This is a genomic window from Dyella sp., from assembly GCF_051962475.1.
Lineage (GTDB): Bacteria > Pseudomonadota > Gammaproteobacteria > Xanthomonadales > Rhodanobacteraceae > Dyella_A.
On the sequence record NZ_JBQCCF010000069.1, the window covers coordinates 315859 to 328322 of the forward strand.

The 12464-nt window shown below is 69.5% G+C and carries 13 protein-coding genes; 5 read left to right on the forward strand and 8 right to left on the reverse strand.

The annotated features are described in order from the left end of the window. Window positions 1-168 precede the first annotated feature (168 nt). The gene (locus tag ACTHJF_RS16650; protein WP_440268095.1) at window positions 169-870 is read right to left on the reverse strand and encodes a YdcF family protein; all 702 of its coding nucleotides are present in this window, start codon (window positions 868-870) and stop codon (window positions 169-171) included. Between the two features lie 154 nt (window positions 871-1024). Between ACTHJF_RS16650 and ACTHJF_RS16655 the strand changes: the two genes are divergently transcribed. The 5 genes from ACTHJF_RS16655 to ACTHJF_RS16675 all read left to right on the forward strand — a co-directional run bounded on the left by ACTHJF_RS16655 (window position 1025) and on the right by ACTHJF_RS16675 (window position 6329). After that, window positions 1025-2230: a beta-ketoacyl-[acyl-carrier-protein] synthase family protein gene (locus ACTHJF_RS16655; protein WP_440268096.1), complete on the forward strand. Its 1206-nt coding sequence runs from the start codon at window positions 1025-1027 to the stop codon at window positions 2228-2230. After that, window positions 2227-3024, forward strand: a complete 798-nt coding sequence (locus ACTHJF_RS16660) for a beta-ketoacyl synthase chain length factor (protein WP_440268097.1) — start codon at window positions 2227-2229, stop codon at window positions 3022-3024. Before ACTHJF_RS16655 ends, ACTHJF_RS16660 begins: the two co-directional genes overlap by 4 nt. Further along, the gene (locus tag ACTHJF_RS16665) at window positions 3021-3767 is read left to right on the forward strand and encodes a glycosyltransferase family 2 protein (protein WP_440268099.1); all 747 of its coding nucleotides are present in this window, start codon (window positions 3021-3023) and stop codon (window positions 3765-3767) included. Before ACTHJF_RS16660 ends, ACTHJF_RS16665 begins: the two co-directional genes overlap by 4 nt. 86 nt (window positions 3768-3853) lie before the next feature. After that, window positions 3854-5506, forward strand: coding sequence for an NAD(P)/FAD-dependent oxidoreductase (locus tag ACTHJF_RS16670; protein ID WP_440268100.1), 1653 nt, complete (start codon window positions 3854-3856; stop codon window positions 5504-5506). A 73-nt stretch (window positions 5507-5579) separates the two neighbouring features. Next, a complete protein-coding gene (locus ACTHJF_RS16675; protein WP_440268101.1) occupies window positions 5580-6329 on the forward strand; it encodes a hypothetical protein in 750 nt (249 codons plus the stop codon). 64 nt (window positions 6330-6393) lie between these two features. Here the strand turns inward: ACTHJF_RS16675 and fabG are convergent, their stop codons facing one another. The 7 genes from fabG to ACTHJF_RS16710 are packed head-to-tail and all read right to left on the reverse strand — an operon-like array spanning window position 6394 to window position 12402. After that, window positions 6394-7131, reverse strand: a complete 738-nt coding sequence (gene fabG / locus ACTHJF_RS16680) for a 3-oxoacyl-ACP reductase FabG (RefSeq protein ID WP_440268102.1) — start codon at window positions 7129-7131, stop codon at window positions 6394-6396. After that, the gene (locus ACTHJF_RS16685; RefSeq protein ID WP_440268103.1) at window positions 7124-7573 is read right to left on the reverse strand and encodes a phosphotransferase; all 450 of its coding nucleotides are present in this window, start codon (window positions 7571-7573) and stop codon (window positions 7124-7126) included. Before ACTHJF_RS16685 ends, fabG begins: the two co-directional genes overlap by 8 nt. Next, complete coding sequence (locus tag ACTHJF_RS16690; protein WP_440268172.1) at window positions 7557-9911, reverse strand: MMPL family transporter; 2355 nt, start codon at window positions 9909-9911, stop codon at window positions 7557-7559. Before ACTHJF_RS16690 ends, ACTHJF_RS16685 begins: the two co-directional genes overlap by 17 nt. A 5-nt stretch (window positions 9912-9916) precedes the next feature. Next, complete coding sequence (locus ACTHJF_RS16695; protein WP_440268104.1) at window positions 9917-10558, reverse strand: LolA-related protein; 642 nt, start codon at window positions 10556-10558, stop codon at window positions 9917-9919. Then, window positions 10482-11435, reverse strand: coding sequence for an LpxL/LpxP family acyltransferase (locus tag ACTHJF_RS16700; RefSeq protein ID WP_440268105.1), 954 nt, complete (start codon window positions 11433-11435; stop codon window positions 10482-10484). Before ACTHJF_RS16700 ends, ACTHJF_RS16695 begins: the two co-directional genes overlap by 77 nt. Further along, window positions 11432-11731 (reverse strand): hydroxymyristoyl-ACP dehydratase, encoded by a 300-nt coding sequence (locus tag ACTHJF_RS16705; protein ID WP_440268106.1) that lies wholly within the window; start codon window positions 11729-11731, stop codon window positions 11432-11434. Before ACTHJF_RS16705 ends, ACTHJF_RS16700 begins: the two co-directional genes overlap by 4 nt. Next, window positions 11728-12402 (reverse strand): xanthomonadin biosynthesis protein, encoded by a 675-nt coding sequence (locus ACTHJF_RS16710; RefSeq protein WP_440268107.1) that lies wholly within the window; start codon window positions 12400-12402, stop codon window positions 11728-11730. Before ACTHJF_RS16710 ends, ACTHJF_RS16705 begins: the two co-directional genes overlap by 4 nt. Between the last annotated feature and the right edge of the window lie 62 nt (window positions 12403-12464).

Below are 12464 nucleotides of genomic sequence, written 5' to 3' on the forward strand. Positions count from 1 at the left end.
CGACCAGCGGCGACTGGCGGAACGCCATGGTCAACAGCAGCAACGGAAGCAGCAGAACGAGCAGGTAACGGGATCGGAACACGAGACTTCCCCTGTCAAAGCGCCGGCGGAATGCGGCGCGCGGAGTCTGCCCCGGCCCAGGATGCGGCACAAGCGCAGCGGTGGCCTTCAGCCGATGCGCGAGGCCATCCGGGTGTGACCGATCAGCGTGGCCCAGCGCACGCCCAGGTCGATCCACATCAGGTACGCCGACTCCAGCAGCAGTAGGCGCAGCGCGCGCGGGGTGAGTTGCAGCCGTGGTTCGGCGGCGATCGGCACGCAGGCGAATCCTAGCCGCCGCGCCAGCAGCTGGCAGCGCGCCAGGTGATAGCGACTGGTCACCAGCGCCACCGGCGGCAGTGGCGCACTGGCATCGGCGCCGCGCAGCAGGCCACGCGCCTGGCGCAGGTTTTCCAGCGAATCGGTGGACTCGTGCTCCAGCTGCACCGCCACCTCTTGCGGCAATCCCTCGCGCAGCAGCCAGCGATGCCCGGCCGCCGCCTCGCTGACCGAGCTGCCGCTCATCCCGCCGAGCAGCAGCAACTGCTCGGCCAGCGCCTCGCGTGCCAGCGCCAGCGCGCGACCGAGCCGATGGCGGTAATCGGCCTCGGGCTCATCGCGTTCGAGCCGCCGACCGAACACCAGCACCACCATCGGCGCGGGCGGGCGCAGCGGGCTGCGCCAGGCCATGCGCAGCACGTGCGCGAGATACCCCGCGAATACCAGGCCGCCGCTGAGCAGCAGCGCGAGCATGCTTATCAGAGCCGCATGCCAGACATCCAGGTCGGCCAGGTAACGCTGCAGGCGGGAAGGCGTGGCGGTGGCAGGCAAGCGCGGTGATCCAGGGTGGCTAACGGAAACAGTGTGGGCACCGCGGAGTAGCCGGGCAATCCGTGCGCGATCATGCCGCAGTTCGCTACCGCGGGCTGACCGCAGCGTTCCATTGTCCCTAGGCAAGTCCGGATGGCGCGGCTAGGCTTTCCCGATGCCCGATCCGATCGTCCCTCTCGCTGTCAGCGCCTACACCGCCACCTCCGCCCTCGGTCACGGCCTGCATGCACATCTCGATGCCCTGCTGGCGGAACGCGGTGGCTTGCGCTCCAACGCGTTCTCCAGCGCACCGCTGCCGTGCTGGATCGGCCAGGTGGACGGCGTGGAGGACGCGCCGCTGCCCGCATCGCTGATGGCGTGGGAATGCCGCAACAACCGGCTGGCCTGGCTGGGCCTGAACCAGGACGGCTTCCTCGACCGCGTGGCGGCGGCGCGTACTCGCTACGGCGCCGGTCGCATCGCGCTGATGCTGGGCACCTCCACCGCCAGCATCGGCGCCACCGAGGAAGGCTATCGCCGGCTCGATGCCGACGGCGGCCTGCCCGACGACCTGCTGCGCCCGGCGATCCACGCGCCGCACTCGCTGTGCGCGTTCGTGGCGGCCGCGCTGGGGCTGGAAGGCCCGTGCCTGACCGTGTCCACCGCGTGCTCGTCCAGCGCCAAGGTGTTTGCCAACGCCGAGCGGTTGATCCGGCTCGGCCTGGTCGATGCGGCCGTGGTCGGCGGGGTGGACACGCTGTGTGACAGCGTGCTGTTCGGCTTCAACGCGCTGGGGCTGGTGTCGCCCGACCCCTGCACGCCGTTCGACGCGGACCGCCGCGGCATCTCGATCGGCGAGGCCGCGGGCTTCGCGCTGCTGGAGCGCGTCGACGCCGCCCCCGATGCACCGCGCCTGATCGGCTATGGCGAGTCCACCGACGCGCACCACATGTCCACGCCGCATCCGGAAGGGTTGGGCGCGGAGCTCGCCCTGCGCGATGCGTTGGCTCGCGCCGGCATTACCGCCGGCCTGGTGGACTACATCAATCTGCACGGCACGGCGAGCCAGAAGAACGACGAGGTGGAAGCCGCCTTGGTCAGCCGCAGCTTCGCCCCCCATACGCGTGCCAGCTCCACCAAGGGTTTCACCGGGCACACGCTGGGCGCCGCTGGCATCGTCGAAGCGGCGATCACCCTGCTCGCGCTGCGCGAAGGCCTGGTGCCAGGGAACCTCGGTGGCGGCCATCCGGATCCCGGCTGCGGCCCGCAGTTCGCCTGGCACAACGAGCACCGGCCGCTGCGCATCGCGCTGAGCAATTCCTTCGGCTTCGGCGGCAACAACGCCTGCCTCGCCTTCGCCCGCGCGGAGAGGGCCGCATGAGTGTCCTACGCATCGCGGTACAGGGCCTGGGCGTGTGGACGCCGCAGTTGGGCAACATGGACGCGCTGCGTGCGCTGCTTGCCGGCGAGGCAGTGAGCGCACCGCCGGCACGCCCGGGCGCGACCACGCTGCCGCCGAACGAGCGCCGCCGCGCGCCGGAAAGCGTGCTGCTGGCCGCCGAAGTCGCCGACCAGGCGGTGGCCATGAGCGGCCGCGCCGCGAGCGAACTGGCCTGCGTGTTCACCTCCAGCCACGGCGACCAGGCGATCACCGATTACATGTGCGCCACGCTGGCGAGCACGCCCACCGAGCTGTCGCCGACCAGGTTCCACAATTCGGTGCACAACGCGCCGGTCGGCTACTGGACCATCGCGACCGGCTGCCACGCCGCTTCCACCGCCGTATGCGCGCACACGCATTCCTTCGGCGCTGGACTGCTGGAGGCGGTCAGCCTGGTGCTCGCCGACCGACGGCCGATACTTCTGGTATGCAGTGACGTTGCCGGCAGCGGTCCGCTTGCAGAGGTCACCGGCTGCACGCAATCGTTCGGCGCGGCGATGGTGCTCGCGCCAGCCGCGGTCGACACGGCACTGGCCACACTCTCGCTACAGTTGTCGCCCGCAGGCGAATCGGCCACAACGCCGCTGCCCGAGCCACTGGCGACCTGGCGTGCCGGCAATCCCGCCGCGCGTGCGCTCGACCTGCTTGTACCCCTGCTGCGACGCGAGGCGCACGCGCGCGTCGCGGCCTCGCCTTCGATGGAGTTGCATCTGGACATGGAGTATCCCGGTTGAACGATCTGCCCCGATGGTGCGTGCTGATTCCCTGCCTCAACGAGGAGGCAGCGATCGAGACGGTAGTGGGCGCGGTGCTGGCGCTCGAGGCGCCGGTGATCGTGATCGACGACGGCTCGGATGACCGCACGCCCGACCTGGTGGCGCAGCTGCCGGTCACGCTGATCCGCCACGCTACGCGGCGCGGCAAGGGCGAGGCGCTGCGCAGCGGCTTTCGCGAGGCGCTGCGGCAGGGCTACAAGGCAGTGCTGACGATGGACGGCGACGGCCAGCACCTGGCCAGCGACATCCCGCGCCTGCTCGCCGCGGCGCGGCGCTACCCGCGCCACATCGTGATCGGCGCGCGCCTGCTCGATCGCGAGCAGCAACCCAAGGGCCGCCGCCGCGCCAATGGCGTGGCCGACTGGGGCATCTCCTGGGCCTGCGCGCAGCCGGTGGCCGACACCCAGAGCGGCCAGCGCTGGTATCCGCGCGAGGCGCTCGAGCTGGTCGACCTGCCGGCGGAAAACTTCGTGTTCGAGGCGGCGATCCTGATCGCCGCCGCGCGCGAGAAGGGGCTGGGCATGGTCTCGGTGCCGATCGCCTCGCGTTACCACGGCACGTTCCGGCTCAGCCACTTCAAGCCCGTGCGCGACGTCACCCGCATCACCACCTACACCATCGGCCGGGTGATCCATTACGGCGCCATCATCGCCAGCTACCGCCGCTCGCGCCGCGCCCCCACCGTGCTGCACGACGTCTAGTCCGGCGCGTCCGCCTTCACACCGCCCCGGCTGCAGCGGCGCGCGCATGCGTGCACAATCGGGACGGACTCCGGGACGGGATGGACATGGGCGAGACGACGCATGATGCGGTGATCCTCGGCGGCGGGCTGGCCGGACTGTGCCTGGCGCTGCAGCTGCGCGATGCCTTCCCCGAGCTGGACATCGTGGTGCTGGAGCGCCGCGCACATCCGCTGCCGGAAGCCGCGCACAAGGTCGGTGAGTCCACCGTGGAGATCGGTGCGCACTACCTCGCTCACACTCTGGGCCTGCGCGAGCATCTGGAAAGCGCGCACATCCGCAAGTTCGGCTTCCGCTTCTTCTTCAGCGACGGTCGCAGCGACCTTGAGGATGTCACCGAGCTGGGCGTGCGCAAGGTGCTGCCCACGCCCAGCTACCAGATCGATCGCGGCATCTTCGAGAATTTTCTGGGTGACGAGGCGCGGCGCCGCGGCATCGATTTTCGCGACGGCGCGCGGGTGACCGGCTTCACCCTCGGCAAGCAGGGCGATGCGCATCAGGTGCGTGTTGCCGATGACGGTGGCGGCGAACGTACGCTCACCGCGCGCTGGCTGCTCGATGCGTCCGGCCGCGCCGGCATGATCCGGCGCAAGCTCGAGCTCACCCGCGACAACGGCCACCACGCCAACGCCGTGTGGTTCCGGCTGGACGACCGTCTCGCCGTCGACGACTGGTGCAACGACGCCGAATGGCAGGATCGCTGCACGCCGCCCGAGCGCTGGCGCTCCACCAATCATCTGTGCGGCCCCGGCTACTGGACCTGGCTGATTCCGCTGGCCTCGGGAGCGCATTCGGTGGGCATCGTGGCGGATGCGGCGATGCACCCGATCGAGTCGATGAACACCTTCGAACGCGCGCAGGCGTGGCTGGCCGCCCACCAGCCCGCGCTGGCGCGCGAGGTGGCCCAGCGCCAGGACAAGCTGCTCGATTTTGCCTTCTTCCGCGACTACTCCTACGGCTGCGCGCGCATGTTCAGCGCCGACCGCTGGGCGCTCACCGGCGAGGCCGGTGCATTCCTCGACCCGTTCTACTCGCCCGGCACCGACTTCATCGCGATCACCAACACCTACATCACCGAGCTGATCCGCCACGATCGCGCGGGCGAGCCGGTGGCGCCTTACGCGCGGCTGTACGAGAGGCTGTTCGGCTCGTTCTACGAGAGCACGCTGGCGCTCTACCGCCACCAGTACCCGTTGCTGGGCAACGCCGAGGTCATGCCGATCAAGGTGATCTGGGACTACGCCTACTACTGGGGCGTGCTGTGCCAGCTGGTGTTCCAGCAGCGGTTGACTGACGCGGCACTGTTCGCCGAGCTGGCGGAGGAACTGGAAACCGCGCGTACGCTCAACGAACGCATGCAAGCGTTCTTCGGCCAGTGGCATGCGCAGTCGCAGGCGCGCAACCCGCGCGCCATGCTCGACCAGGGCGAGCTGGCCTGGTTCGCCGCGATGAACGCCACACTGCACGGCGCGCTCGACGACGCTGGCGTACGCCAGCGTCTGCGCGAAAACATAGCTCTTCTGCAAAGCCTCGCCGCCACCATCGTCGAGCGTGGAGCGACAGATGGCGGGAGCGCGCTGAGCTACCCGATGATCGACGTGCTGGATGCACCCGGGCGGATGATGCTGTTCGCCGACGTCGCTGCCGTCACCGGCAAGAAGGGATACGGCGAAGGACCATGCATGACGCGAGCCATTTGAGAGTGGACAGGGGGCGCTATAAGGGGGCTCCCATGGCATACTGCGCATTCAACTGACATGGAGGTTTGTTCTTATGAAAGGACTGCTCGCCGCACTGCTTCTGGGCCTGGCCACTCCGGCCTTCGCGGCTACTGCATTGGACAATCAAGCAGTGGTCGACATGGTCAAACTCGGGCTTGGCTCAGAGATCATCGGTGCCAAGATCGAGGCTTCGCCCAATCACTTCGACACCAGCCCGCAGGCGCTGGCAAAGCTCAAGAAGGCCGGCGTTCCTTCCTCGCTGATCAGCAAGATGATCGCCGCCACGGCGACGAACACGAGCGCGGCCCCGACCTCCGGCGTGGCGACCAGCCATAACGGCAGCTTCGAGATCATCGATGCGAGCGGACAACGTACCGCTATTTCTCCGGTGCGGGTAACCGCCGAGCTGTCCTACCGCAAGGCATGGATCCCGTTCCATGTCGGCGGTCCGGAGACCTTCATGTTCATCGACGGTCGCCACGCTTCGCAGCACACGGGCAGCACGCCGCGGTTCATTACCAGCATGGACCCGCTCACCGTTCGCCTGATCCATCTGGGCGAAAAGAAGGACCGCGAGGCTCGCTACGTGGTCTTCAGTGGCAGCACCACCGATCGCGAAGTTCAGCTGACCTCGAAGGACTTGGGCAACGGCGAGTACAGCCTGGAGCCCAAGGCACCGCTGCAGGCCGGTGAGGAATACGCCTTCCTGGCCATGTCGGAGATGCCAGCGGGCTATGGCTTCTGGGCTTACTTCGCGCAAAACGCAGCGGCCGCGCGCGCTTACGACTTCGGCGTCAACTGACCGATAGTGCGATGATTTGAGGGCGCCGCGGCGACGCGGCGCTCTTTCTGTTTGTCGCGATCTCTCAGCCCATGCCGCCGTTCACGCCGATCACCTGCCCGTTGATGTAGCCGGCGGCGTCCGAACACAGGAAGGCGACCAGCGCGGCCACTTCCTCCGGCTTGCCTGCGCGCTGCGCGGGCACCATCTCGCGGATACGCTCGGGCGGAAAATCCTCGCCGATCATCTTGCCCGCGATGATGCCCGGCGCCACCACGTTGGCGGTGATGCCGCGCGAGGCCATCTCGCGCGCCAGCGATTTGCTGGCGCCGTGCAGCGCGGCCTTGGCCGCCGCGTAGTTGGTCTGCCCGCGGTTGCCGATCACCGCCGCCACCGAGCTGATCGACACTACGCGACCAAAACGCGCGCGCGCCATCGGCAGCAACAGCGGCTGAGTGACGTGGAAGAAGCCGTGCAGCGAGACGTCGATCACGCGGTGCCAAGCGTCGTCGGTCATGCCGACCATGGGCATGTCCTCATGCACGCCGGCGTTGTTGACCACGGCGTGGATCGCGCCCTCGGCGAGCAGCGCCTCCAGCGCAGCACGGGTGGCGGCCGCGTCGGCTACGTCGAACGCTACCGCCTGAGCCTGGCCGCCCGCGTCGCGGATCGCGACAGCCACCGCCTCGGCACGCTCAAGGCCGCGGTTGGCGTGCACGATCACGTGATAGCCGGCATCGGCCAGCGCACGGCAGATCGCACCGCCGAGGTCGCCGCTGCCGCCGGTGACGAGCGCGCGGCGGAGAGGCTTGGCATCAGTCATGGCTTGGCTCCCGGGGATGGATCACGGCGGCGCGCCCGCTAGCCAGCAGGCGCCCGCCCTGCTCGACGCGAAAGGCGTACTGGGCGCCGGCGTCATCGGCGAACAGGCACTCGGCATGGACGTCCAGACGGCCGCCGTCCGCGTCCACGTGTTCGACCGCCAGTTGCACATCGCGCAGGCTGACCAGCCGCCCTGGCTTCACGGCCGTGATGCCCTGCGCATGATCGCGTAATGCGCCATGCAGGGCCATCGCCTGCGCGCCGTATTCGGCCAGGTGCACGGCATGCAGGTGGCCGTCGGCGCCGCGCAGCGGATGGTCGGCGAGCGCGTGGCTGTCGCTGACCGCGTGGATGGTGGTGGCATCCCAGGCGGCCACGCCGTCGAGCAGGCACATGCGGCCGGCGTGGGGAATCAACGGGGCGAACTCAGTCTGGTCGAGCATGTGGCGCCATCAGGATCGAGAGGCAGAAATGGAAGGCCACGCCCAGGCTCACCGTGAGCCCGATCGCGCGCAGCACCGGGATACTCGCCCACGCGAGCATGCCGAACACCAGCAGCGCGGAGGCCACGCACACCAGCGTGGCGTGCAAGGTGCGGCGTTGCTCGGCGGGGTCGCCCGTTTCGCGCTCGAAGAACAGTGCGTAGTGCAGTCCCAGCCCGCCGGCGAGGATCAGCGCGATCAGGTGGAACAGCGAGATCTCGATGCCGGCCATGCGCTCCACCGCCAGCACCAGGAAGGTGGCCAGCGTCATCGGCGCCAGCACGTGCCAGGCACGCCGCACGCTGCGCAGCGAGAGGGTGATGGTGAGCACCAGCAACAGCGTGGCTACACCCAGCGCCTGCAGGATGCGCACGCGATAGGCGGCCACGAGTGATTCGGCGGCGCCCTTCATGTCCAGCAGGCGCACGCCGCCGCCCTGCGCGGTGGCCATCGCCTCGATGGCGGCCACGTCATGTACGCCGCTCACAGTGCCCAGGCCCAGCCAGTGGTCGCCGCGGTGCATAAGCATGGCGGCCAGGCGCTGGCCCAGCGGGCTTTGCGCATAGCGTTCCGGCGTGAGCAGCGGCGCGCTGCGAGCGGTCTCCACGTCGGCCACGAACGGCGCGAACAGGTCCTGGAGGAACGGCAGGCCATCCAGCGCCTTGCTCAGGGACGCCTGCAGCGTGGCGCGATCGGGCAAGCGCGCCTGGCGCGCGCGCTGGGTTGCCTCGCTGGGCAGGTATTTCGACGGCAGCTCGATCGCATCCACCGCGTGGCGGGCGACCAGTGCGCCGATCGCTGGCTCCAGATGCTCGGATGCTTCGAGCACACCCTGCTCGGTCGACGCCTGGATCAGCAACAGGTAGCGCACGTCGGGCGCCCCCAGCGCCTCGCGCAGACGGGCGTCGCGCAGCAGCAGGTCGGTGGGCAGCGGCGTGAGCGCGGCGAGGTTGTTCTGCCAGAACGGGCCGGGCGCAAAGGCCAGCATCAGCACGGTGGCGGCAGCGACGAGCACGGGTACCCAGCGCGGACGCGGCAGGCGGTCGACCAGGTGGCGCGCCTTCACCAGCCACGGCATGCCGGCCACGTCGCGCACCTGCACGGGCAGCAGGTGCGGCAGCAGGTAGCGCGTGCTGAAGCCGGCCACCAGCAGGCCGGTGATGGTGAATACCGCCAGTTGCTTCAGTCCATTCACGCCCGAGGCGTAGAACGCGAGATAGGCGATGCAGGCCGAGGCGATCGCGGTGAGCAGCAGCGGCCACAGCTGACGCGCGCTGGCGAGCGCATCCTCGCCGGCGCGGCGATGGCTGAGCAGGCGGATCGGGTATTCCTGCGCCACGCCCAGCAGGGTGAAGCCGAACGCCAGCGTGATGCCGTGCACCTGCGGGTACACCAGCACCAGCGCAGCCATGCCGGCCAGCGCGGCGCTGGCCACCGGCAACGCGCCCAGCAGCAGCGAGCGCACGCTGCGATACGCCAGCAGCAGCAGGGCGATGAAGCCGACGGTGGAGATGCGCCCGATCCAATCCGCCTGCGCGCGGGTCTGCGCATTCACCACCACGCTGAAGTAACCCGGACCGCTCAGCGTGAGGGTGGCCGCCTCGTGCTGCGGCAGCCGCGCAAAGGCGGCGCGGATGCCGTCGATGGCCTGCTGCTGCGCGTCCGGATCGAAGCCCGCCGCCCGCGTCTGCACCAGCAGCAACGCCTCGTTCTGGGGCGAGAACCACACGCTTTCGCGTGTCTCCGGAGATTTGGGCGGCGACCAGCGCTGCGCCAGCTTGAGCACTTCCAAGGTGGGATCGCGCGGCAGCAGGTCCTTCAGCAGCACCGCGGCCGGCGAGGACAGGTCGTCCAGCCGCTGCTCGAGCTGATCGGCGAGATAGGCCTCATCCAGCGGCTGGGAGTCCAGCGTGGGCGAGAGCAGGTAGCGATACGGCAGCAGCGCCGGATCGAGCGCACCGAGATCGAAGCTGCCGTTGAGCACCTGGCTGTAGCGCGGGTCCTGCTTCAGCGCAGCGGCAAGCCCCTGGCTGAGCGCGGCCAGCGTGGCATCGCGCTGCGCCGACTTGACGCAGGCAGCCGGCGCCTTGCAACGCGCCTCGATCGCCAGCAGCAGCAGCCGCGAGCCCGGGCCGTCGCCCACCTGTTCCATCAGCAGGCGCTGGTCGGGCGTGGTCGGTGCCGGCATGAAGCTGCGCAGGTCGGTACTCACCTGCAGCCGCCACGCCACCAGCGCACCCAGGCCGCCTAGCGCGAGCAGCCAGCATGCCAGCAGCGCGAGCCGCGCGCCCGGACGCACGCCGCTCAAAACGCCGGCTGCTGGCACAACGCCACGAGCGCGTCGCGGGTGGGCGCAGCGGGCATCTTCGCAGCCAGCGGACCGAGCAGGTCGATCGCCACGTCGCCATCGGCCTCCTGCATCACCATGCAGCGAGGTTCGTTCGCTTGGCCATCGATGCGGATGCTGGCCACCTTGTTCGCCACGCGCGCATCGCGCGGTGTCAGGGTGAGCGCCCAGCGGGCGGCGTCATCACCGCTGCGCTCGATCTGGAACGCCTCGGCGAGGCGGCCCCGATCGCCACTGAGCAAGGCGACAAAGCTGTCGAGCAGGCCCTGCAGTTGCGGCGCGTGCTTGAGCGAAAAATGTCGCGGCGAGCGGCCCTCGCGTTCCTGCGTGACTTCGCCCGCGGCAATCGTGAAGCGCTCGGCGCGCGGCGCGGTGACGGTGCGCTGCAGGCGGTCCCCGCCCAGCCAAGCCAGCTCGCCGGAGACCACCAGCGGGCGGTCGAGCACCTTCATGAAGCGCGCCTCGGCGAACGCCGTGCGGGCGGGCGCGGGGCGGCCGAGCGAGGCGATCAGAGCCTGCGCGTCAAGCGCTGACGCGCTGGCCCACGACGGCAGGCTCAGGCTCAGCAGGAGCGCGCAGATCTTGCTGCCAGAAATCATAGAAATTGAACCAGTTGTAGGGAGCGAGACGGGCGTAATGGTCGAGCCGCGCGGCGTAATGGGCGATGAGCGCGTCCAGCGCCGGCCCGCGCTGGTTGCGCGGAATCAGGACCCGTTCGGCCACCGGTTCGAACACCAGTCGGTACCGCTTGCCGCCCAGGTACAGGCCGAAGCAGAGCATTACCGGCACCTGCAGCGCGTGCGCAAGCAGCCATGGCCCCACCGGAAAGGGCGCCGGTCGGCCAAGGAACGGCGCGTGACGCAGGGCCTCGTGGTCGCGGCCTCGATCAGCCAGAAGGGCGACCATTGCGCCGCGCTGACAGGCTTCAGCCAGCGCCAGGGTGATCGAGGTGCCGTCCTGAGAGGCGTCGATCACGCTGGCGCCCACCTCCGGAGCGAGCGCCTCGAGCAGCTCGGTCATCGCCGGGGTCTTCTGCTTGTCCAGCACCACGCGCAGCGGTACGTCGGGTCGGCGCGCGCCGATCGCCCGCAGCGCCTCGAAACTGCCGTGGTGCGAACCCAGCAGCAGCACGCCGCGGCCGTTGCCGATCTGTGCATCGAGCAGGTCCAGCCCCTGCGTCTCGATCTCGAACGCACGATCGCCATACGCGAGCAGGTAGACGCGATCCATCGTGATCGCCGCGAAGCAGTGCAGGTGGCGGAACACCTCGCGCCGGGTCGCCGGCCGTCCCAGCACACGGCTGAGGTATTGATGCGAGGCCCGCCGCTCGGGTGCGCGGCGCAGGTAGAAATAGGCGGTGATCGGATACAGGAACGCACGCGCGCAGCGGCGGCCGCACAACAACGCGATCGAGCGGATCAACCACAGCGCGAAGCGTCCACCGCCCTCGGGCCGACTCTGCCAATGCCCGCTCATGCTCCGACCCCTTCCACCAGGCCCCGAGCCAGCAGCTCGTCACCGCGGCGAATTTCGAAACGGGCACGGGCACCGGCGTCGCTGAGGGTCAGCTCGGCCAGCTCGCCGGGAAGCAGCGGCGCGACGAACTTGGCTTCGCCCACGCGCTGCAGGCGCTGATCGCGCCATGCCCGCAGCGCAAGCGCAACCTGCTCCAGCAGCACCACGCCCGGCACCAGCGGATAGCCGGGGAAATGTCCCCGCAGGGCGGGGTGCGTCGGCGGAATCGAGAAGGTGGTCTGGTAGGCGACGCTCATGGATGACGGTCCGTGTCGTGCAGCAGTTGTGGCCAGCGCTGCATCATCTGCAGGGCCTGGGCGCGCAGCCCGGTCTGGTGGACGTGGCGCAGGTACCAGCGACGGAATGCGTACTCCATGCCGAACGCCAGCGGGATCAGGAGGTAACCGCCCACGTGCTGGTAGATCAGCGCCCAGGACGGCAGCGGGCCGACCAGCAGGAGCTCATGGGCGAGCAGGCCGGCCAGAACCAGCGCCTGCAGCGCAAGCAGAACGGTCCAGAACAAGGTGACGCCGCGCGCATAGCGGGCGACGCCGGGCTGCGCCAGTTGCGCCTCGCCCTCGAGCACGCGGATGAAGCGCGCCACACGCGGCTCGCGCCCGGCGCGCAGCGTGCTGCCGAACCACAGCGCCAGCCCGGCAAGAATGATCAGGGGAACGGCATCGAGCAGGCCACCGGCCAAGCCGATCGAGGCCATGCCGAGCATCACCAGTATCGCCGCACCCCAGCCGAGCCATGCGCGCGCGGCGCCAGCGAGCAGGCGCGGCAGCATCCACAACGTGACCAGCAGCAGCAAGGCAGCCAGCGCGAGCGCCGGGCGGTGGGTCACCGCGCCACCGATCGCCAACACCGGATACAGCGGCAGCAGCGCGAGGGTGACGCGCCGCAGCGGCAGGTATCGCACTGGCATCACACCATCACTCATGCACGCAGACCGTCCTGGCGGTGAGCACTGCGGGCCGGACCGGCCTG

Bases quoted from the DNA above. Each gene is read 5' to 3' on its own strand.
- ACTHJF_RS16710 (WP_440268107.1), bottom strand. From the start codon at position 12,402: ATGCCAGTGCGATACCTGCCGCTGCGGCGCGTCACCCTCGCGCTGCTG.
- ACTHJF_RS16695 (WP_440268104.1), bottom strand. From the start codon at position 10,558: ATGATTTCTGGCAGCAAGATCTGCGCGCTCCTGCTGAGCCTGAGCCTG.
- ACTHJF_RS16660 (WP_440268097.1), top strand. From the start codon at position 2,227: ATGAGTGTCCTACGCATCGCGGTACAGGGCCTGGGCGTGTGGACGCCG.
- fabG (WP_440268102.1), bottom strand. From the start codon at position 7,131: ATGACTGATGCCAAGCCTCTCCGCCGCGCGCTCGTCACCGGCGGCAGC.
- ACTHJF_RS16655 (WP_440268096.1), top strand. From the start codon at position 1,025: ATGCCCGATCCGATCGTCCCTCTCGCTGTCAGCGCCTACACCGCCACC.
- ACTHJF_RS16700 (WP_440268105.1), bottom strand. From the start codon at position 11,435: ATGAGCGGGCATTGGCAGAGTCGGCCCGAGGGCGGTGGACGCTTCGCG.
- ACTHJF_RS16685 (WP_440268103.1), bottom strand. From the start codon at position 7,573: ATGCTCGACCAGACTGAGTTCGCCCCGTTGATTCCCCACGCCGGCCGC.
- ACTHJF_RS16675 (WP_440268101.1), top strand. From the start codon at position 5,580: ATGAAAGGACTGCTCGCCGCACTGCTTCTGGGCCTGGCCACTCCGGCC.
- ACTHJF_RS16705 (WP_440268106.1), bottom strand. From the start codon at position 11,731: ATGAGCGTCGCCTACCAGACCACCTTCTCGATTCCGCCGACGCACCCC.
- ACTHJF_RS16670 (WP_440268100.1), top strand. From the start codon at position 3,854: ATGGGCGAGACGACGCATGATGCGGTGATCCTCGGCGGCGGGCTGGCC.